We start from the raw sequence: 20,598 nt of genomic DNA, 5'->3' as shown, positions 1-20,598 counted from the left end.
GAGTAGGTCACCGCCGGAACATCATTAAAACGGTCGAGAGCCTCCAGACACACGTCTGGAGGCTCTCCCGCATTTAACCCCCCAAACCACAAAACCCGTAAACCGGCCGGAACATAACCTGCGCCGGCCGCGTTGTACCATCGTCGTTGCACGCGCGGCCGCCGCATCAATCAAGCCGCATCAATCAAGGGGACACTTCATGACCGCACGGACCATTGTCATCACCGGGGCCAGCGACGGCATCGGCGCGTCCGCTGCACGGACCCTGAGCCAGCAAGGGGAGCGGGTGGTCGTCGTCGGGCGTTCCGCCGGGAAGACCGAACGCATCGCGAAGAAGATCGGCGCGGACTACTTCGTCGCCGACTTCGCGGAACTGGCCCAGGTGCGCGAGCTCGCCGCACAGCTGAAAGAGAAGTACCCGCGGATCGACGTCCTGGCCAACAACGCCGGCGGGATCATGGGCGCACGGGAGCTCACTGTGGACGGCCACGAAAAGACGTTCCAGATCAACCACCTGGCACCATTCCTGCTCACCACCGAGCTGATGGACGTGCTCACGGAAAGCAACGCCAGCGTCATCAACACCGCCAGCGCCGCTAACAACTTCGGTAAGCTGAACCTGCACGACCTCGACTCGGCGCAGAACTACTCCACCAACCGTGCCTACGGCACCGGCAAGCTCGCGAACATCCTTTTCACCACGGAGCTGCACCACCGCTACGGCGCCGAGGGTATCTCGACGGCGGCCTTCCACCCCGGCGTCGTCGCCACCAACTTCGCGGCGGAATCCACCAGCCCGATGCGGCACGCGTACAAGACCTTCCTCAACCGTTTCCTGCTGAGCCCGGAACAGGGCGCAGACACGCTTGTGTGGCTCGCTACCGCGACGCCTGGGCAGGACTGGATCTCAGGGGCCTACTACGCCAAGAGGGCCCTCGCCAAGGCCAACAAGCAGGCGTACGACGCAGAGCTGGCGCGGGAGCTGTGGGACCGCAGCGAAGCCATGGTGGCGCAGGACCTCGACAAGCTCGACTCCCCGGCGTAACCGCCGAGTAGCCGCCTGACTCAGCGCGCGGCGCCGAGTAGCCGCCTGACTCAGTGCGCGGCGTCGACCCGGTCGATTGCCGTGAGTGCGCTTTCCATGGTCCCGGCCAGTTCGCTGGCCGGGGCCGGCTTCGCGAACAGGTAGCCCTGCAGCGAGTCGCAGCCGCGGTCCATCAGGTACGTGGCCTGCGCTGGTGTCTCGATACCCTCCGCTGTGACTTTCAGGCCCAGGGCATGCGCGGCCGTGACCATGGTGTGGAAGAACGGCAACTGCTCCTGGCCGGTCTTGATCATCGCCACGAAGGAACGGTCTATCTTGACGTTGTCCAGCGGCAGCTCCTTGAGCCGGCCGAGGGACGAATAGCCGGTGCCGAAGTCGTCCATGGCAATCTTCACGCCGGCCTCCCGCAGCTGGTGCAACTGCCGGAGTACGTCCGTCCCGGCGTCAAAGAACACACTCTCGGTGAGCTCCAGCGTCAGCTGCCGCGGGTCCACGCCGGTGGACGCCACAATCGCCAGCACCTCCGTGCCGAAATCGCGATTCTGGAACTGCAGGCCCGAGACGTTCACCGCGACGCTGTACGCGGCGTCCCCTGCCAGCCAGGGCCGGATCTCCGCGCACGCGCGCCGCAGGACCTCGTCGCCGATCTCCCGGATCAGTCCGCTCTGCTCCGCCACCGGGAGGAACTGGTTGGGCGGAATCAGCTTGCCGTGCCGTTCCCAGCGCGCGAAGGCCTCGAACTGCACCACGGCGCCGAGGCCGGGGGACACCACGGGCTGGTAGTGGACCGAGATCTGGCCCAGCTCCACGGCCCGCCGAAGCCCGGTTTCGCCGTCGGCCCGGTGCACGGCCGTGGTCAGCATCTCCGGCCGGAACCGCAGCCAGCTGTGCTGGCCGCCGTCCTTCGCCGCGGCCAGCGCCGCGTCGGCCTGCCGCAGCAGCTGCGCGCCGTCGTGCGTCTGGGGTGTCTTGGACGCCAGGCCCATGGTGACGCCGGGCCGCACCATGGAGCGGCCGACGCGCAGCGGCACCAGCAGCGACTCCGCGATCCGCGTGGCCACCGCGTCCGCGTTCAGGCACTCGGTCAGCAGCACAACGAATTCGTCGCCGCCGAGCCGGGCCACGGTGTCGTGCGGCCGGACGCAGTTGCGCAGCCGGCTGGCCACCTCCACCAGGAGCTCGTCAGCGGCGGAACGGCCCAGCATGTCGGTCATGCTCCTGAAATCGTCGAGGTTCAGCAGCAGCACATCCACGGGGTCCGGGCGGCGCAGGGCTGCGGCCAGGCGTTCGTTGAACAGGGTCCCGTTGGGCAGCGCGGTCAGCGGATCCCGCAGCACCCCGGCCTTGAGCTGGTCATCGTGCTCGACAAACGCCAGCGGAGCGGCCGCTCCAGCGGCAGCGCCAGGGCGGTGCCGGTGCGCCGCGGCCGCCGCCGCCGCGGCGCCCGCACCGGCGTCGTGCGTCTGGGTATTCCGCTGAACGGGAGGGTGCCGCTGCGCCGGGGCCTGGACGTGGGCGTGCCGGTGGCCGGCGCCGCGGACGGACAACGCGACCTCCGGCCCGGAGGCCAGGGCCTGCGTGCTGCCGTCAGTGCCCGGAGCCCGGGCAGGGAGCAACGAGCAGGTGATTTCGACGGCGACCTCGGTGCCGTCGGCGCGGCGGCCGGAGCCGGCGAACGGCTCCCGGGAGCGCCGGGAAGCAGTGCCCAGGCCGACAAGCACCCCGTGGAATGCCTCACGGGAGGACTCGGCCAGCAGAAGACTGGAATCAGCGCCGAGGAGCTGGGCACGGGTGTAGCCGAAGAGGTCCTCGGCCGCCGCATTCAGGAAGGAAATGGATCCGTCCGGAGCGAGCAGCAGGAGCGCGTCCGGGGAGTGTTCGAGTAAGACGTGTGCGAATCCAGATTCCAAGATGTTGCCTGCCCCCAAGCGTCAGATACGAGTTGCAGGCACCGGGCGGAGAACTCGGTGGGCTGCGCTTCCAGCATCATATGTGGTCCGGCCCACCGCCACGCCGTCGGTTCGAGGCGGAGTCCGATTGTGTCGCCTTGCCCTTAGACCGGGGAGGCGTAGGCCCTACCCGGCGAGAGGCACGCCTTCCAGGGCCGCGATTGCCGCCGCGGAGTTCCGCACCGCTGCCTGCCGCTCCGATTCCGGCACTGGACGGGAGAACAGGTAACCCTGCAGGGCGTCGCAACCTTGTTCCATCAGGTACCGTGCCTGGGCCGGGGTCTCGATGCCCTCGGCCGTGACCTTGAGCCCCAGGCTCCGGGCCATGTGGATCATCGAGGTGAGGATGGGGAGCTTCTCCACCCCGGTCTGCAGCATGGACACAAAGGACTTGTCGATCTTGACCACGTCCACCGGGAGTTCCTGCAGCCGGCCCAGCGAGGAGTAGCCGGTCCCGAAGTCGTCCAGCGCCACCCGGATCCCGGCTGCGCGCAGGCTGGCGAGCTGGGTGATGACGTGGGTGTCGGCGTCGAAGAACACGCTCTCGGTCACTTCCAGCACCAGCTGGTGCGGATCGACGCCGCTCCAGGCCGCGATGTCCAGGACCCGTTCCGCGAAGTCGCGGTGCTGCAGCTGGACGCCGGAGACATTTACGGCCAGGGTCCGGAAGGAATCCGCGGCCAGCCAGGGCTGCAGCTCGGTGCAGCTGCGCCGCAGCACCTCGGCGCCGATGTCCCGGATCAGGCCGCTGCGCTCCGCGGCCTGGATGAACTCGTCAGGCGCCATCATGTGCCCGCCCCAGTCCCAGCGGGCCAGGGCCTCGAACTGCACGACGTCGAGCCGGTCCGTGGAGATGACGGGCTGGTAGTGCACGGTGATCTGGCCCAGTTCCACGGCGCGCCGCAGCCCGGCGGTGAGCTGGGTGCGCTCCAGGAGCGCGGCGAGCATCGCTGGTTGAAAGTGCACGTAGCAGTTCTTGCCGGCCTCCTTGGCCGCGTACATCGCCAGGTCCGCCTGCCGGAGCAGCTCCGAGGACGTCATCCCCTCGCCGCTCCGCGAGGCCACGCCCAGGCTCAGGCCCGGCCGGATCAGCGTGCCCTCGATGGAGACCGGGGCGTTCAGGGCCGCCACCACCCGCTGCGCGACCGCATCGGAGTCGCGGCAGCCCACCAGGAGGATCACGAATTCGTCGCCGCCCAGCCGCGCCACGGTGCCGTGCGGGCCCACGCAGTTCTGCAGCCGCCGGGAAATCTCCACCAGCATCTCGTCGCCGGCCTGGTGGCCCAGGACGTCGTTGATTTCCTTGAAATCGTCCAGGTCCAGCAGCAGCACGTGCACCGGCTTGGGGGTCAGCAGCGCCGCGGCGGCCCGGTCGTTGAAGAGCATCCGGTTGGCCAGCCCGGTCAGCGGGTCCTGGAAGGCGAGCTCCTTGAGCTTGTCCGCTTGCTCGGCGAGTTCCTCCATGGCACGCCGGGCCTGGTCCTGGGCGCGCTGCCGGGAGGAGATGTCGCGGAAGTTCCAGATCCGGCCGACGATCGTGTCCGCGACCTTCTGCGGACGCGAGTAGAGCTCCACGGTCCGGCCGTCCTTGAAGTCCAGCACGTCGTGGCTCTGCATCAGCCGGTCCGCGTGGAGCGAGCTGACTTTGTCCAGGAAGTACTCGGGGTGGACCAGTTGTTCGGCGATGAACCTGACCAGGGTCATCGGGTCCTCGGCGGCCACGAGCTCCGGCGGCATGCCCATGAGCCTAAGGTACTGGTTGTTGATCCCGGTGATCTGCCCCTCGCTGGAGACCACCACGATCCCGTCGGCGGTGGTTTCCAGCGTGGCGTCGAGGAGCGAGACGGCCATCCGGCGGCCGGAATCGTTGTCCGTCCGGTGGCTCGCGTCGCGGACGGCCACCGCCATGGCGGTGCCGGCGTCGAACGTCACGAGCGAGCAGGTGACCTCCAAGGCGATTTCGGTGCCATCCCGACGGCGGCCTGCCGCCGCGAACGGCCGCTTGGTGGGGTTCCCGCGGCCCAGCCGGCCAAAGACGCGCAGGAATCCTCCGCGCTCGTCCTCGGTGAGCAGGATGACGTGCTGGACGCCGAGCAGTTCTTCGCGCGGATATCCGAACAGGGCCTCCGCGGCGGCGTTCACGTACGCGATGCTGCCGTCCGCGGTCAGCAGCAAGAAGGCATCTGGACCCTGCTCAAGCAAGGTCTCTTCGAACCCAGTTCCCACGGCGATCCCGGCCCCCATAGCGACGGTTGTTGACGAACTCATGTTGACTCAACTGTTGTTGACCGGCCCCGGTAGTGACGCAGGGCACAATACGTTTCCCTGATCATAGGGTGCCCGGGCGCTGTGTCCAGCACCTGGGCTCAGGTATTTTCCGGCGCCGGGCCCCGCCGGGGCCCGCTACCGGTTTCCCGACACCCGATCGCCGCGCAAGGACGCGAACGCCTCGACCGAACGGCTGATCGCCGAGGCCAGGTCCGGCCACGGTTCGGCGCCGGAGAAGAAGAACCCTTGCAGCGAATCGCACTCCAGCCTCATGAGGTATTCGGCCTGGGCCGCGGTCTCCACGCCCTCGGCAGTGACCCGCAGGCCCAGGCCGTGCGCCATGCTGACCATGGACGAGAGGATCGGCAGCTTCTCCCCGCCCGTATGGATCATCGCGACAAAGGACTGATCGATTTTCAGGGTGTCCACGGGCAGGTCCTGAAGCCTGCCGAGCGAGGAATAGCCGGTGCCGAAGTCATCCAGCGCCACGCGGGCGCCGGCCTTCCGGAGAGCCATTAGCTGCTGGATCACATGGCAGTCGTCGCCGAAGAAGACGCTTTCGGTGACTTCCAGGACCAGTTGGCGCATGTCCACGCCGCAGGACTGGGTGACGGCCAGGACCAGCTCGGCGAAGTCGCCGTGCTGCAGCTGCACCCCGGAAACGTTGACGGCGAGGGACCGCGAGGTGTCCTCCGCGAGCCAGGACTTCATTTCCGTGCAGCCCCTGAGCAGCACCTCGGTGCCGATCTCGACGATCAGGCCGCTGCGCTCCGCGACAGGAATGAACCGCTGCGGCGGGACGATTGCGCCGTCCCGGTCCCAGCGGGCCAGGGCCTCGACAGTGACCACGACGCCGAGCCCGGCCGAGACGATCGGCTGGTAGTGCACGGTGATCTGGCCACTGTCCACGGCCAGCCGCAGCCCGGCTTCCATCTCCGTGCGCTGCACGAGGCCGGTCATCATCTCCGGCCGGAACCGCAGGTACCTGTTCTTACCGGCCGTCTTGGCCGCGTACATCGCGACGTCGGCCCGCCGCAGCAGCTCGGAGGCGTCCAAGGCGTCCTCGTTGAGCGACGCCAGACCCAGGCTCAGGCTTGGCCGCAGCATGGTCCCGTCAGTCCACAGCGGCACCCGCAGGGATTCGACGATCCGCTCCGCGGCCGCCTCGGGATCGAGCGAGCCCTCCAGCAGCACCACAAATTCGTCGCCGCCCAGGCGTGCTACAACGTCGTCGGGACGGACGCAGGCGCGCAGCCGCCGCCCCACCTCGATCAGCATCTGGTCACCGGCGTGGTGGCCGAGGATGTCGTTGACTTCCTTGAAGTCGTCCAGGTCCAGCAGCAAGACGTCGACGGCGGTGCCGTCCGGCCCCTGCAGTGCGCCGGCGAGGCGGTCGTTGAAGAGCTGGCGGTTGGACAGCCCGGTCAGCGGGTCCTGGAAGGCGAGGGCCTTGAGCTGGGCGGCCTGCTCGGCGAGCTCGGCCATGGCCTGGGTGATCTGGTCCTGCGCGATCCGTGCCGGGGTGACGTCACGGAAGCTCCAGACCCGGCCGACGACCTCGTCCGCCACGAGCTGCGGCCGGGAATAGCGTTCAAACGTGCGGCCGTCGAGGAAGTCCAGGACGTCGTGGCTTTCCGCTGTGGGGTCGGCGTAGAGCGCGGTGACTTTTTCGATGAACTGGGCGGGATCCGCCAGCTGGCTCAGGACGAAACCGAGCACGGCGTCGTCGTCCTGGGTGGCCAGCAGTTCCCGGGGGATTCCCCACATGGAGACGAACTGGTTGTTGACACTGGCGATCTGCCCCTCACCGCTGACCACAAGGATGCCGTCCGCGGTGGATTCCAGCGTTGCCGTCAGCAGCGACATCGCCTCGCGCAGGCCCGCGTCGGCTGCCTGCCGGTGTGAGGTATCCCGGATCATCACGGCCAGGCAGACCTCCGCGTCGGAGGTGGCGTCGGTGCGTGCGTGCCCGTCCGGGATGACCAGCGAGCAGGACATTTCGCCCTGGAATTCGGAGCCGTCCCGCCGCAGGCCATAGGCCTCCACCGGCGGGAGCTCGGCGGCGTCGGCGTCGTTGCGCAGGGCGAGGAAGAGCCGCTGGAAGCCGTCGCGGAAGCCCTCCAGCAGCATCCGGTGGTCCTGGCCCAGGAGCTCCTCACGGGCGTATCCGAACATGCGTTCCGTGGCGGCGTTGACCATGGTGATGGTGCCGTCCTCGGCAACGACCAGGAGCGCATCCCGGCTTGCCTCAACAATGGCCTGTGGCGAGGGGACAGGCCGCGGTGCCGACGGATCCGATCGTGCTGCGGGTGCGCCGAAGCCGTCGGTGTCCGCGGGATCCGCGGCGTCGTGTGGGGCGTGGTGCGCGTCGTGCGCGTCCGGGCGCGATGACTCCGTCACGCAGCCACCGACACGTGTATGTGAGACCGATGTTCCATTTGCTGTCCTCCCCTTCAGGAAATCATAGGGGTGCAGCGCGGGTGCCCGGTGCAACGACGCAGGGGCGGATCCCGTCAGCGGTGGCCGCGGGGCGTGATCACGGGGCCGTGCCGCTGGTTGACAGGCTGGCCACGCCGCTGAGCACCCCGGCCGTCCCGCGTCCGAGGCGCCCGAGGCCATGCACCGTCCAGCCTTCCGCCTCCCACGCGGCTGCGTCCAGCACGTTGCGGGCGTCCAGCAGGGTCCGGCGGCGGACCAGGCCGCCCGCGGCTGCCGGTGAGAGCTCGATATATTCGGCCCATTCGGTCAGCAGCAGCACCAGTTCGGCGCCGTCGAGCGCTTTGGCCGTGGAGGATTCGAAGCGTAGCTGGGGGCAGAGCAGTGCGGCATTGCTGTTCGCGGCCGGATCCGTGGCAATGACGTGTGCACCGGCCGCCGCCAGCTGCTGGGCGACGTCGAGGGCAGGGGAGTCGCGGATGTCGTCCGTGTCCGGTTTGAAAGCCGCGCCCAGCACCGTGATCCGCCGGCCGCTGAGCCGGCCGCCGCAGAGTTCCCGGGCCAGCTCCACCGTCCGGGTGCGCTGGTCCCGGTTGATGGCGTCCACCGTTTCCATCCACCGGTCCACCGAATCGACGCCCAGCGCGGACGCCTGGACCCGGAGGGAGCGGATGTCCTTGGGCAGGCAGCCGCCGCCGAACCCGAGGCCGGCGTGCAGGTACCGGCCGCCGATGCGTGGATCCAGGCCCATGGCCGCGCCAAGTTGCGCCACGTCGGCGCCCGAGGCGTCGCAGAGTTCGGCCATGGCGTTGATGAAACTGAGCTTGGTGGCCAGGTACGCGTTCGACGCCGACTTGATCAGTTCCGCTGTGGCGAAGTTGCACACGAGCCGCGGAATCCCGGCCGCCAGCAGGGGTCCGTAGACGGCGTCCAGGGCCGCGGTCACGGCGGTGTTTTCCCCGGGGGCGTCCGGGACGCCGTAGACCAGGCGGTCCGGCACGAGGGAATCCTTGACCGCCGTTCCCTGGCGCAGGAATTCCGGGTTCCAGCCCAGGGGTACGTCCGGCCGGGCGGACAGCACACCGCTGAGCATGTCCACCGTGCCGACGGGAACGGTGGACTTGCCCACCACGGCGGCGCCGGGCTGCAGGTAGGGGATCAGGGCGCGGGTGGCGGCGACGAGGTAGCTGAGGTCGGCGCCGTCGGACGTCTTGGACTGGGGTGTGCCGACGCAGAGGAAGTGCAGTTCCGCGCCGGCCGCGTCGGCAAAGTCGGTGGAGAAGCCGAGCCGTCCGGTGGCGCGGCCGTCAGCGAGCAGCTCGTCCAGGCCCGGCTCGAAAAAGGGGGCAGCGCCCCGGCCGAGGTGCTCCACTTTGGCGGGATCGACGTCGATCCCCACCACGGTGTGCCCCATCGAGGCCAGGGTGGCGGCGTGCACGGCGCCGAGGTAGCCGCAACCGATCACGGAGATTTTCACAGGGTTGCTCCTTGCGGGGTGGGCGATTCAGGGCTCCGGCCGGCACGGTCACCGGCGGTTTCGGACATCACGGCTTGGTAGTGCTGGACCAGCTCAGCGCCCAGGGCGGACCACGTCCGGCCCTGGACGGAGGCGTGGGCTGCCGCGGCGAACGCGCGGCGCTTGGCGTCATCGCCGGTCAGGTCCGTCACCCGGGCACGCAGCCCGGCGAGGTCTCCGGGCTGGTAGAGCCAGCCGGTGCGGGAGTTCTCCACCAGGTCCAGCGGGCCGCCGCGGCCCGTGGCGACCACGGGCACGCCGGATGCCATGGCCTCCTGGATGGTCTGGCAGAAGGTTTCAAACTCGCCGGGGTGCACAAAGAGGTCGAAGGAGGCCACGGCGCGGGCCAGGTCCTCGCCGCCGAGGAAGCCGGTGAACACCGCCCCGGGCAGGGCCGCCTCGAGGGTTTGCCGCTGCGGCCCGTCGCCGACAATCACCAGCTGCGTGCCGGGGATCTCGGCCAGCACGGCGAGGTCTTCCACCTGCTTTTCGACGGCGAGCCGGCCGACGTAGCCGATGATGCGCTCGCCGTCCGGGGCCACGGAAGCCCGCCAGCCGGCGTCGCGCTTGTCCGGGTTGAACCGCACGGAGTCGACGCCGCGCCGCCACATGTCCACGCGCGGAATGCCGCGGCCGCGGAGCTGGTTGAGCGCGAAGGTCGAGGGGACCAGGGTGCGGGAGGCCAGCAGGTGGATGTCCTCCACCCGGCGCCAGGCCCAGTTCTCGAGGAACGGGACGCCGTAGCGCGCCGCGTAGCCGGGGACCTCGGTCTGGTAGATGGCCACGGTGGGGATGCCGAGCTTGTGCGCGGCCTGCGCCGCCCGCCAGCCGAGCACGAACGGGGACGCCAGGTGCACGACGTCGGGCGCGAAATCGGCAAGGACTCTCTTGACCCGATACACGCCGCCCATCGCCACCCGGATATTCGGGTATCCGGCCACCGGCACCGAGGGGAGCCGGTGGACATGCGCCCCGCACACCTCCGCAGGAACGTCAGCGTCCTGCGTGGCCGGCGCGATCACCAGCACGTCGTCCCCGCGTTCCTGGAGATGCTCCAGCACGCGCAGGATGGAGTGCGTTACCCCGTTCATGAGCGGCAGGAATGATTCGGCCACGATTGCGATCCTCACCCCTCCACGGTGCGGGCGCCTGCTGTCGGTGCGGGGGAGCGGGCGTGACCGGTGAGGGAAGAGTGGGTTAACAGGAGGGCGCGGTGGCCGGCGGGAAGGGCTAATCCCGCCTGAGCACGTCCGGGAGCTCGTCCACGTAGACCGTCTGCGGCGGTTCCAAATAGATGACAAGGACCTGCTCGCCCACCTCGAAGACGCTGGCCTTGTCGAAGGGATGGGCGTGGAAGGCGCTGGTGCCGCCGCGGAACGGCAGCATGACCTCGCCGATGGTGCCCGGCGCGATCCGGCCGGTGACCCGGCCGATTTTGCCGGTCAGGCTCCGGTCAAAATCCCTGTGCATGGCTGTCCCTGCGCCCGCTACGCGTCCGGCGCTTTCGGAGGCCGCTTCGCGGTGTCCTTGCCGTTCTTGAGGGAGGACCGGAGCGCCGGGAGGTAGTCGCCCACCTGGGCTAATATCCCGCCGATCATCCGGTTGATGCCCTCGCCGCCGTTGAGGACGGTGAGCTGCCCGACGTGCGCAAAGGGCTCGGCTGCCGCCGCGATGATGGCCGGCATGTTCTCGGCGAGCTGCTGGGAGATGACGGCGTCCTGGTTGGTGCCGAGCGCCTCGCCGCGCGCCTTGATGCCCTCCGCCTCGGCCAGCGCCTTGGCTTTGATGGCGGAAGCAGCCGCATCACCGCGGGCCTTCGTGGCGGCCGCCTCGGCTTCGCCGGTGACGCGGGTGGCGCCGGCTGCGGCAGCCGCGGCGGTGGCGTTGGCCTGGGCCTGGAGTTCGGTGCGCCGGGCGTTGACCTGGGCCTCGAGTTCGGTGCGCCGGGCCAGCGCCTCGGCCGCGCTGATGTCGGCGGCTTTCTGGCCTTCCGCGTCGGTGCGTTTGGCGTAGGCCTTGGCGTCGGCGGGCTTGCGGACGGTGGTCTGGAGTTTTTGTTCCTCGCGGTCCGCCTCCAGCTTGGCGACTTCGGTTTCCTGGACCACCACCTGCTGGCGGGCCGTGGCGTCGGCCAGCGGACCGGCCTGCGCGGCATTGGCCTTTGCCTTCTCGGCATTGGCCAGTGCCAGCGACTGCCTGATCGCGGAAATGCTCTGGGCGTCGGCGATGAGCGCCTCCGCCTCGGCTTCCTTTTCCGCCGCCTCACGGTTCCGGGTGGCCTCGGCGATCCGGGCCTCCATCTTCACCTGGGCGATGTGCGGCTTGGCGATGTTCTGGATGTAGCCGGTGGGATCCTGCAGGTCCTTGATCTGCAGCGAATCGACCACCAGGCCGAGCTTTTCCATTTCGACGCCGCTGGCGCTGCGGACCTGCGAGCCCAGCTTGTCGCGCTCGCGGATGATTTCCTCCACGGTCATGCTGCCGATGATGGAGCGAAGGTGCCCTTCGAAGACGTTGTAGACCTGGCTCTGCATTTTGGGCTGCTGGCCGAGGAACCTGCGCGCGGCGTTGGCGATGAAGGGCGGGGCGTCGCCGATCTTGTAGATCACCACACCCTCGACAATGACCTGGATGCCTTGGGAGGTCACGCAGGAGACCTTGAGTTCGGTCTCGTTCAGCGTCAGCGACAGGGCCCGGACCGTCTGGAGGCCGGGCAGCACAAGGGCACCCTTTCCGGTGACGATCTTGAAGTCCATCCCTTCCCGGGTTTCCAGGGTGCCGCGCGTCAGGCCGGAGATGATAAGCGCCTCGTTGGGCTCCGCGACCTTCCACATCAGTTTGGTGGCCACCCAGATGACGCCGATGACGACGATCGCCCCGACAATGATGGCAATGAGGGGATAGAAGAATGACAAGTCCGGCATAACCAGGTCCTTTCACGGCGGTGGAAAAGGCGGTAGGCAACGCCCCCAAACGGTGCTGCTGCCCGTCCCCGGCTGGCTTGGATGCTGGATATGTGAGCCGCCCAGTCAGCTGTTGTAGACAGTCTGTGTCCGCCCTGCCGGGAAGTCCAGAAAATCGAAGAACCCGGTCCCGGCCCGGCTAGTGCTGTTCCAGGATCCGCCGGGCGTCCCGCTGGGCTTCCAGCTCTTCCGGACTCAGCGTTTGACCCGCCAGGTATCCCGCGGTTCCCAGGATCCGCCGCAGTTCCGCGACGGTCCGGGGTGTCCGGACGCCGTGGTGCGCCATGGCATGGCAGTTGGCGCAGAGCGGCACCAGGTCGGTGACCGGATCCAGCTGGTAGCCGCTGCCGAGCTGGGAGACCGGGACCACGTGGTGGACCTGGATGAAGTCCCTGCCGGGCTCGCCGTACGCGCTTTCGAAGGAGAAGCCGCACGCGGCACAACGGGTGCCGTGGTGCGCGATGCACGCCCGCCGCGCGTCCGCGCTCCGTTCGTAGCGGTTCACCGCCACCCGGCTGACGGCCTCGTCCGGGAAAGTGCCGGGCACGGGCTGGGTGGGATCCGCCCCGGCCGCCGGGCCGGAGCTCTGCCAGAGCGCGCGGAGCCGTGGCTCATCGGCCGGATCGACGGTCAGCCCGGAATCGTGGAGGATGTCCCACTCCACGCCGGGCACGGCTTCTGCGAGCATCCCGGCCTCGATGTGGTCGCCGGCGGGCAGCAGGGCGTCGAAGGCCACCCGGATGTTCAGGGGGGAGTCGTCGCCCGGATGCTCGGAGACCACGACGCCGTGACCGATCAGCCCGCCGCCGCGGCGGCCCTGGAACAGGAGCCAGGCGTCCGCGCCGGAAGGGATGTCCGCCTGCGCGCCCACACTCCAGGTCGCCAGGAACCGGCCCGTTTCGGCGACCTGCTCCACCACTTCCGGGTAAGTCCACGCGTTCCAGTGCCCGGGGTTCCACACCAGGATGATGGCTGTCATCTGCCCATTGTCGCAGTCCCGCCGGTCCGCGTCATGCCTCCGAAGTGTGGCCCGGCCCGGGTCCAGGAAGCCGTGCGAGGCGTAAAATTAAGGCAAGAGGTGTTCGAGAAATGTCCGGGTCCATCGTCGTCGTTCTGTTCCTCCTCGCCGCAGTGGTGCTGCTGGCGATTGCCGGCACGGCAGTCCTCGTGTGGCGGGACGGCCACGGCAAGATTCCGCAGGAAAAGCCGGAGCGCCCGTGGACGGCGGGCACCCTCCCCAGCGTGCCGTACTCCTTGCTGCGCTTCTAGCGGGTCCCCGTCGGCCGGCGCGCGGCGTCCAACGCATGCCCCGCTCAGCACGTGGAGTTGAGCGCGTCCACCGCAATGGTTTCCATTTCCTGCAGCGCCGGATTCACCCCGGCCAGCAGCGGTTCCGGCGGGTAGGCCACGGCCATCGCCAGCTGCCGGGTGCCGTCGGCGCTGGCCAGGGCAATGGTGCCGTAACCGGGCACGTCGCCGGTGTGCCCGTAGTAGAAGTCGTTGGTGCAGAGATCGTTCCAGCGGAAAACGCCGAGCCCGTACTTGGCGTACGGCGGGCTCTGCATCTCCTTGGTGGTGGCGGGCTGCAGCAGCTTGTTCTGCAGCAGGGCCCGGTAGAACGAGTTCAGGTCCGCCACGTTGGAGACCATGCCTAGCGCGGCGTTACCGATCTGGGCGGCCGGGTAGGTCACGTCGAGGGGCTGGCCGTCCAGCGTGATGTAACCGTGGACCATGGACGACGGCGGCGGGCCGGGCGCTGTCATGCGGGTGGCGCTCAGGTCCAGGGGTTCGACGATGTCGGTGCGGATGACGTCGCCGATGGGCCGGCCCCGGATCCGCTCGACGATCATCCCGAGGGCGATGTAGTTCGAGTCTGAATATTCAAACCCCTGGGCAAGCCTCCTCTCCCACGGCATCCGGCCCGCCATGGCCAGCAGTTCCGGCATGCCCACACCCTGCGTCAGTGCCTGCCGCACCGTCGCAGGATCGAACAGCGGCCCGCTCACGGACGGCATCCCGGAACGATGCTGCAACAACTGCCGCACGGAAACGGATTCCGGGGGATGCAGGACCGGGTCAAACTGGGGCAGATAGGCACTGGCGGGTGCATCGAGCTGGAGGACTCCCTCCTCTGCCAGCTTGAGCACGGCCACCGCCACCATGGACTTGGTGACGTTACCGACGTGGACCGGGCCGGACACCTCTGCCGTTGCACGGCTGGCAAGGTCCCTGACCCCGTACGACTGGGACCACTTGTCCGATCCCACCCGGACCTGGACCAGCACCGCGGGCGCGCCGGCGTCGAGCAGCCTCTTGCTGAACTGATCCAGCATGGCACGGTAGCTGACGGGTGAGGCAGGCGGCTCGACCGGCGGTAATGGGCCCAGAGTGCACCCGCCCAGCGCCGCTGCGAGGACGAGGGCGCCCAGCGGGGCCGCGCACCGGAAGATTGCTGCTGTGCGAATCCTGGACATGGACATAACGAGTCCTAAGTGCAGCCCGGGCGAGGGGCTGGTCCGTGCCGGCGGCCGCCCTGACTCTTTGATGCTCCTCAGCGCGGCCCGTGACGTCAAGTGCGGATGGTTACCCGCATCCTTCGACGGAAACGGCCGCTAAGCGCGGTGGCTTAGCGGCCGTTTTCGGCAACCGGTGGCGGCAGATGGACTCAGCCGAACTCAGCCGTCGTCGGCCAGCGAAAGCGCGGGCTGCGCCGTCACCACGGGGTGGTCCCGGCCCAGGTTCCCCAGGGCCGCGGCTCCTTGCGGTGACCCGAGCTCATCGAAGAACTCCACATTGGCGCGGACGTAGTCGGCCCACTCGTCCGGGACGTCGTCCGAGTAGTAGATCGCCTCGACCGGGCAGACGGGATCGCAGGCGCCGCAGTCCACACACTCGGAAGGGTGGATGTAGAGCGAGCGTTCGCCTTCGTAGATGCAGTCCACCGGGCATTCGTCGATGCAGGTTTTGTCCTTCACATCCACGCAGGGCTGCGCGATCACGTACGTCATGGCGAGCTACACACCCGTGTAGACGGTCTTGCCCCAGGTGAAGAAGTCCAGCGCGGACTTCCCCTGTTCGCGGAACGTGTTGGTGGAGGAGTCCTTGACGCCGCCGAACGGGACGTTCAGGTCCAGGCCCGCCGTCGGACGGTTGACCTTGATGACGCCGGCCTGCGCCCGGGCGGCGAAGTCCGTGGAGCGGGCCAGCGAGTCGTAGTGAAGATTTTTACTCAGTCAACGATTCCGTCTTAGGTAAAGTGAAAATTTTTACAGGAGTGCGGTTTTCGGGTGTCGGGCTGGCGCGGGGGCGGGCGGACCGCCGTAGTCGTCGTTCGCATGCTGGGGGCACGGCGCTCGCCGTCGTTCGCCGGAACCGGGTGCCGGGCAAAGGAAAGCTGGTGCAGCCGCTGCGTTTCCGCGAGGCCACTGCACCAGCAGGTAGTACGAATTTTCTGATTGCTATGAAACGTTACTCATTCGCGGCTCCCTATATCCCGGTGGTTCGCTTACCGGGTTTTTGAATCCTCCTCCAGATGCCTGGACATCAGCCAGCCGGCGCCCAGCATTGCGGCGCCCAGGATCAGCAAAGTCCACGCACTCATGGCGTTCAGCGACAGGAAATTGGCCGCCGACCCCACCCCAACGATGAGCCCGTAGACGCTAAGGATGATGTACAGCAGGCCGAACCCCATCAGGAAGTTCCGGGCGCCCATGGCATTCCGGGACATGGTCAAGCCCGTTGCGCCAATCGCGAGCTGAACGATGTTCAGCAACATTGACACCTGGAACAGGCCTAGGAACATGGCGTGGGACGCAGGTCCGAAGAACGCCAGTTCGCTGTACTGCGTGGTGATGCCAGGGATGAACCCCAGGATGCCCACGACTATTAAGACGATACCCACACCCATGCCGACGTTCTGGACGTCTGTCCGTCCAAAGTGAACGCCGTGTGCATGTGGAGATGCGGTAGTCATTTTTTCTGCCTCCAACCACTGATTGCGGACATTCCAATTTTACGGCGGACGTGTGCAAAAAGCTCCGCCCGGGTCCGCTGTTGAATTACGCCGCTTGAGCCTGTCGCCGCCGTTCCGGGGCGCCCCACGTGGCACCATGGAAGACGATGAAACTGCGCGCTGATCAGACCGGAGAACGTGGACTTCCGATGCCTTTGTGGCTGCAGGGAGCCCTCGAGTCGGCACAGGCAGCGGTCATCTCCGCCCTGGTGGTGGCGGTCCCGATCATCGCGGTGTGGGCAACGGCCGGCTTCCAGGACGGCGGCGCCGATGTCCTGGCGCGGCTTGCCGGCCAGGCCTGGCTGCTGATCCATGGCGTTCCGCTGCTGCTGCACACCGTGGGCTCCGGCGCGGGATCCGCTTCCCTGCCGGACGCGGGCGCCCTCTCGCTGGTCCCGCTGGGACTGACTCTCATCCCGTTCCTGCTCGCCTGGCGTGCCGGCCGCCGGCTGGCCCGGGCATCCTATACGGACCAGCTGTGGCAGGCCCTGCTGGGATCCTGGCTGGTCTACGCCGGTTTCGGACTGACCACGGGCTTCATCTGCCGCACCTCCGACGTCGGCATCACCCTCTGGGCCGCCGCGCTGGCCCCGCTCGTGCCGTTTGCGCTGGGCATGGTGATCGGCGCCCGGCGGGAGGCCGGCTCCTGGAGCCGGCTGATCGGCGTCGACGCGGTGGCCTGGCTGTCCAGGACCAGCCAGCACTCGCGCTGGGCCGGTTCCTACCTCGGCTCCGCGATCAAGGCCGGCTGCGTCGCGCTGATGGCGAGCCTGGCGATGTCCGCCGTGCTGCTCGCCGTCGACCTGTTCATCCACTGGAACCTGATCGTCGCCGTGTTTGAGGCGCTCGACGCCGGGGCCATGGGAGGCGCGGTGCTCACCATCGCCCAACTCGGGTTCCTGCCCAACCTCGTGGTGTTCGCGTTCGCATGGATCTCCGGGGCCGGTTTCGCGCTGGGCGCCGGATCGCAGGCCGGCGCGCTCGGCACCGCGGTGGGCCCGCTGCCCTCCATCCCGGTGTTCGCAGCCCTGCCCGCCGGATCTTTGGACTTCGGCTTCGCCGCCCTTGTGGTGCCCGTGATCGCCGGCACCCTGGCCGGCTGGTGGTTCCTGCGCGAGGGGGAAAACCACTTCGACGAGTGGCTGTCGATCAAGATCCGCGCCCGCTGGTTCACCGCCGCAGCATCTACGCTTGCCCTGGGCGTCATGGTCGGCAGCGTGGCCGGGATCCTCGCCGCGGGACTCGCGTGGCTGGCCCGCGGCTCCGCTGGCGTCGGACGGCTGACGGACATCGGGCCCGACCCGCTCCGGACGGCGCTGTTCGTGGCCGCGGAGGTGGGTATCGGCGTCGTGATCGGATATGCGGCGGGACCCTGGCTGGAACGCCAGCAGAAACTGCGCGAAGCGGATCTGGAAACCGCCGCCAACTAGCGCAGCTGCACCGGCATCGACTTGTCCAGCTGCGTGCGGCACTGGGAAGAGGCCTGCTGCGTCAGAGCATGGCGGACGCACTCCTGGTAGTCCCGGACCTGGGTGAAGAACAGGGCCGAGGTCAGCAGCAGAAGGACCTGGACGGCCGTGACCACCAGCCCGGAAATCGTGCCGAACAGCACCAGCCTGGATTCCTTGAGTTTCACGGCCCGGACCAGGACCATGATGCCCAAAACGATGGCGGCCGCGGTAAGGATCGCGCTCAGCCACAGGTAGTTGATGTCCAGCTGGTACACGAAGAACGATCCGAGGACCACCACGATGAAGGTGCGAAACAGGTTCTGGGTCGTCATCTGCGAGGATTTGGCCACGTCACTGAGCGGGTTCTGGCTCCGCTGGCCCGTGTCGGAGTCGTTCGGGGGATTCATGTTTTCCAGCCTACGCGAGCGGCCCCATAAGCTAGGACAATGCGCATAGTAGTCCTCGTTTCCGGCACCGGCTCCAACCTCCAGGCTGTCATCGACGCCGTGAAAGAGGGCCGGCTGGACGTCGAGCTCGCCGCCGTGGGAGCGGACCGGCCGGGAACCTACGGGGTGGAACGTTCCGCCGCGGCCGGGATTCCGACCTTCGTGGTGGATTTCAAGGCCTACCCGGACCGGGCGGCCTGGAACACGGCGCTCACCGACGCCGTCGCCGCCTGCGCACCCGATGTGGTGGTCTCCTCGGGGTTCATGCGCATCGTCAGCGCGGACTTCATCGATGCCTTCGGCGGCAAATACCTCAACACCCACCCGGCGCTGCTGCCGGCCTTCCCCGGCGCGCACGGGGTGCGGGACGCCCTCGCCTACGGCGTGAAGGTCACCGGCTGCACGGTGCACTGGGCCGACGCCGGTGTGGACACCGGCCCCATCATCGCGCAGGAAGCCGTGGCGATCGGCGACGGCGAGACAGAGGAGTCCCTGCACGAGCGCATCAAGGTCGTGGAGCGGCGGCTGCTCGTGTCCACCCTGGCCGCCCTCGCGGCCGCTGCCGCCGCTGAGCGGAAGACCGCCCCGCCCGTCTGACCCGCTCCCGTTTCTCCCAGTTGCCCTATCACTTGGGGTGGCTCCCGGGTGCTCAGAAGCACCCAGAGTGATAGCGCAACGGGGTGGTAGTCGTTACTGAGCCGGCGCTGCATGCCCCGAAGCAGGTAGTGCTCTGCACAAAGACGAGTACATTCCGCGCAAAGACAGGTAGTGGGAACGGCGAATTACGGCTGGTTGCGGTGTGATTTGAGACATATTCTGACGCCGTCTCGTTCACCGTTTGCCATTCCAGGGGGTCTTCCGTGTTTCAGTTCAGCCTTGCCAAAACCAGTCCTAAAGTCCTGTGTCTTACCGCCGCCTTGGTCCTCGGGACCGGGGCGGTTTCCGCTGTCTACGCAGCGGGGTCGACTCCTGCCGGCAGCGAGATCAAAGGATGCTACAACAACAACAACGGCGGTGAGCTCAGGGTGCTCGCGGCCGGGGCATCCTGCGACTTGAAGAAGGAGACTCCGATCTCCTGGAACAGCCAGGGCATCCAGGGCCTGCAGGGCCTGAAGGGCGATACCGGCGCTCTGGGCGCACAGGGGCTGACGGGCGCGATGGGTCCTGCCGGCGCGGACGGCGTGCAGGGGCTCACGGGCCTTACCGGCCTCACAGGGCTCACAGGTGAGACCGGCGCCATTGGTGCCATGGGACCGCAGGGTATCCAAGGCGAGAAGGGCGAGGAGGGGGACACCGGCGAGACCGGTGCCCAGGGCGAGAAGGGGGAGACCGGCGCCATAGGTGCCACGGGACCGCAGGGTATCCAGGGCGAGACGGGCGACACCGGCGAGACCGGTGCCCAGGGCATCCAGGGCGAGACTGGCGCGCAAGGAGAGACGGGTCCGCAAGGTGAAACGGGCGCTGTCGGAGCGACCGGGGCGACCGGCGCCACGGGGGCAGCTGGTGCCACGGGCGCCGTCGGCCCAATGGGTCCTGCGGGAGAAGTCGGCGCCACGGGTGCGACCGGTGCAACCGGTGCAACCGGTGCGGCCGCGTCGACGAGCGTCTCTGTCGTGTCGCGTACCGACAACACCTCGTCCGTGACGGCCAGCTGCCCTAGCGGACGCCTGGCGATGGGCGGCGGCTTCACCTACAGCACCGCTGCGAGCAACCAGGTGACCTCCAGCCAGCCGGCTCTCAACACGGCGGGGCAGCCCGTCGGCTGGACCGTTGTGCAGACCAAGACGTCTGCGCTGACGGTCTCCGTCACCTGCATCCAGTAATCCGGAACCGGCCACAGCACGGCGGCGCCCCTCAGCAACGAAGCTGAGGGGCGCCGTCGTCCGTTCCGCCTGAACCACCAGTTGCGCTATCACTTAGGGTGGCTCTCAAGTGGGCAAAGTCAACTGGTTGGAGCAACGCGGGGGGTTTAGGCTGCGTGCAGCAGCTGGTTCAGCCGGTTGGCTGGGGTCTCAGGGTTGAGGGTGGGACGGGGCCGGCGGTTGAGTTTCGCGGCGACCCGGCGGAGGTCCTCGGGGGTGTGGACGGAGAGGTCGGAGCCTTTCTCGAACCAGAACCTGAGGAGCCGGTTGGTGTACTCGTTGGTCCCGCGTTGCCAGGGCGAGTGGGGGTCGCAGAAGTAGAGCGTGGTCTCGAGCGCGGTTTGGATCCGGGCGTACTCGGCCAGTTCGGTGCCGCGGTCCCAGGTGATCGAGCGTCGCAGGTGGTCCGGGAGTTGGCCCATCTCCTGGATCATCGCGGCAGCGACCGTGTCGGCGGTGTGGTCCCCGGGGAGGTGGAGGAGGATCGTGAACCTCGTCGAGCGCTCCACGAGAGTGCCGATCGCAGTCCCGTCGGAGCCGATGATGAGGTCTCCTTCCTTACGGTGTTGTTGTGGGTAATTTCGGAGCTGTCGTAGGGTTCTGATCACCCTCGGGTGGCGGGTATGGCCGAGATCTCCTTGCCGCTTGGA

At 68.1% G+C, this 20,598-nt stretch carries 18 protein-coding genes and 1 pseudogene; 5 read left to right on the top strand and 14 right to left on the bottom strand.

Going from position 1 to position 20,598, the window contains the following annotated elements:
- Nucleotides 1-199 precede the first annotated feature (199 nt).
- Nucleotides 200-1,045 (top strand): SDR family NAD(P)-dependent oxidoreductase, encoded by an 846-nt coding sequence (locus tag ABIB51_RS22080; RefSeq protein WP_354191495.1) that lies wholly within the window; start codon nt 200-202, stop codon nt 1,043-1,045.
- A 50-nt stretch (nt 1,046-1,095) separates the two neighbouring features.
- Here the strand turns inward: ABIB51_RS22080 and ABIB51_RS22075 are convergent, their stop codons facing one another.
- The 8 genes from ABIB51_RS22075 to ABIB51_RS22040 all read right to left on the bottom strand — a co-directional run bounded on the left by ABIB51_RS22075 (nt 1,096) and on the right by ABIB51_RS22040 (nt 13,156).
- On the bottom strand, nt 1,096-2,955 hold the full coding sequence (locus ABIB51_RS22075; protein WP_354191493.1) for a putative bifunctional diguanylate cyclase/phosphodiesterase: 1,860 nt from the start codon (nt 2,953-2,955) through the stop codon (nt 1,096-1,098).
- A gap of 165 nt (nt 2,956-3,120) precedes the next feature.
- Complete coding sequence (locus ABIB51_RS22070; protein ID WP_354191492.1) at nt 3,121-5,262, bottom strand: putative bifunctional diguanylate cyclase/phosphodiesterase; 2,142 nt, start codon at nt 5,260-5,262, stop codon at nt 3,121-3,123.
- Nucleotides 5,263-5,397: 135 nt separating this feature from the next.
- Nucleotides 5,398-7,518, bottom strand: coding sequence for a putative bifunctional diguanylate cyclase/phosphodiesterase (locus ABIB51_RS22065; RefSeq protein WP_502916195.1), 2,121 nt, complete (start codon nt 7,516-7,518; stop codon nt 5,398-5,400).
- Nucleotides 7,519-7,798: 280 nt separating this feature from the next.
- Nucleotides 7,799-9,175 (bottom strand): UDP-glucose dehydrogenase family protein, encoded by a 1,377-nt coding sequence (locus tag ABIB51_RS22060; protein WP_354191489.1) that lies wholly within the window; start codon nt 9,173-9,175, stop codon nt 7,799-7,801.
- Nucleotides 9,172-10,344 (bottom strand): glycosyltransferase family 4 protein, encoded by a 1,173-nt coding sequence (locus tag ABIB51_RS22055; protein WP_354191488.1) that lies wholly within the window; start codon nt 10,342-10,344, stop codon nt 9,172-9,174. Before ABIB51_RS22055 ends, ABIB51_RS22060 begins: the two co-directional genes overlap by 4 nt.
- 100 nt (nt 10,345-10,444) lie before the next feature.
- Nucleotides 10,445-10,684: an NfeD C-terminal domain-containing protein gene (locus tag ABIB51_RS22050; protein ID WP_354191487.1), complete on the bottom strand. Its 240-nt coding sequence runs from the start codon at nt 10,682-10,684 to the stop codon at nt 10,445-10,447.
- A gap of 17 nt (nt 10,685-10,701) precedes the next feature.
- A complete protein-coding gene (locus ABIB51_RS22045; RefSeq protein WP_354191486.1) occupies nt 10,702-12,138 on the bottom strand; it encodes a flotillin family protein in 1,437 nt (478 codons plus the stop codon).
- Nucleotides 12,139-12,316: 178 nt separating this feature from the next.
- Nucleotides 12,317-13,156, bottom strand: coding sequence for an HNH endonuclease (locus ABIB51_RS22040; RefSeq protein ID WP_354191485.1), 840 nt, complete (start codon nt 13,154-13,156; stop codon nt 12,317-12,319).
- A gap of 110 nt (nt 13,157-13,266) precedes the next feature.
- Between ABIB51_RS22040 and ABIB51_RS22035 the strand changes: the two genes are divergently transcribed.
- Nucleotides 13,267-13,446 (top strand): hypothetical protein, encoded by a 180-nt coding sequence (locus ABIB51_RS22035; protein ID WP_354191484.1) that lies wholly within the window; start codon nt 13,267-13,269, stop codon nt 13,444-13,446.
- 44 nt (nt 13,447-13,490) lie between these two features.
- Here ABIB51_RS22035 and ABIB51_RS22030 read toward each other — a convergent pair whose 3' ends face one another.
- The 4 genes and pseudogenes from ABIB51_RS22030 to ABIB51_RS22015 all read right to left on the bottom strand — a co-directional run bounded on the left by ABIB51_RS22030 (nt 13,491) and on the right by ABIB51_RS22015 (nt 16,150).
- Entirely contained in the window at nt 13,491-14,651 is a 1,161-nt protein-coding gene (locus tag ABIB51_RS22030) for a serine hydrolase domain-containing protein (RefSeq protein WP_354191483.1), read from the bottom strand.
- Nucleotides 14,652-14,852: 201 nt separating this feature from the next.
- Nucleotides 14,853-15,185 (bottom strand): ferredoxin, encoded by a 333-nt coding sequence (fdxA, locus tag ABIB51_RS22025; RefSeq protein ID WP_354191482.1) that lies wholly within the window; start codon nt 15,183-15,185, stop codon nt 14,853-14,855.
- Nucleotides 15,186-15,191: 6 nt separating this feature from the next.
- Nucleotides 15,192-15,392: pseudogene (locus ABIB51_RS22020) on the bottom strand (aldehyde dehydrogenase family protein); the annotation flags it as partial.
- 290 nt (nt 15,393-15,682) lie between these two features.
- Complete coding sequence (locus ABIB51_RS22015; protein ID WP_354191481.1) at nt 15,683-16,150, bottom strand: DUF4383 domain-containing protein; 468 nt, start codon at nt 16,148-16,150, stop codon at nt 15,683-15,685.
- A gap of 146 nt (nt 16,151-16,296) precedes the next feature.
- Here ABIB51_RS22015 and ABIB51_RS22010 point away from each other — a divergent pair, with 146 nt between their 5' ends.
- The gene (locus ABIB51_RS22010) at nt 16,297-17,619 is read left to right on the top strand and encodes a cell division protein PerM (RefSeq protein ID WP_354191480.1); all 1,323 of its coding nucleotides are present in this window, start codon (nt 16,297-16,299) and stop codon (nt 17,617-17,619) included.
- Here ABIB51_RS22010 and ABIB51_RS22005 read toward each other — a convergent pair.
- Nucleotides 17,616-18,047 (bottom strand): hypothetical protein, encoded by a 432-nt coding sequence (locus ABIB51_RS22005; RefSeq protein WP_354191478.1) that lies wholly within the window; start codon nt 18,045-18,047, stop codon nt 17,616-17,618. The two genes, ABIB51_RS22010 and ABIB51_RS22005, sit on opposite strands and share 4 nt — an antisense overlap.
- Before the next feature lie 39 nt (nt 18,048-18,086).
- On the opposite strand from ABIB51_RS22005, the gene purN reads away from it, so the two are divergent.
- Nucleotides 18,087-18,683, top strand: coding sequence for a phosphoribosylglycinamide formyltransferase (gene purN / locus ABIB51_RS22000; RefSeq protein ID WP_354191477.1), 597 nt, complete (start codon nt 18,087-18,089; stop codon nt 18,681-18,683).
- A 263-nt stretch (nt 18,684-18,946) separates the two neighbouring features.
- Nucleotides 18,947-19,909: a collagen-like domain-containing protein gene (locus ABIB51_RS21995; RefSeq protein ID WP_354191476.1), complete on the top strand. Its 963-nt coding sequence runs from the start codon at nt 18,947-18,949 to the stop codon at nt 19,907-19,909.
- A 146-nt stretch (nt 19,910-20,055) separates the two neighbouring features.
- Here the strand turns inward: ABIB51_RS21995 and ABIB51_RS21990 are convergent.
- Nucleotides 20,056-20,598 (bottom strand): IS30 family transposase (locus tag ABIB51_RS21990; RefSeq protein ID WP_354191475.1); only part of this gene is annotated, 543 nt, incomplete at its 5' end.

Origin of the sequence: Arthrobacter sp. UYCu712 (assembly GCF_040547005.1) — a bacterium.
Lineage (GTDB): Bacteria > Actinomycetota > Actinomycetes > Actinomycetales > Micrococcaceae > Arthrobacter.
The sequence above is the reverse complement of the archived record's forward strand: the minus strand, read 5'-3'. Positions and strand labels throughout refer to the sequence as shown.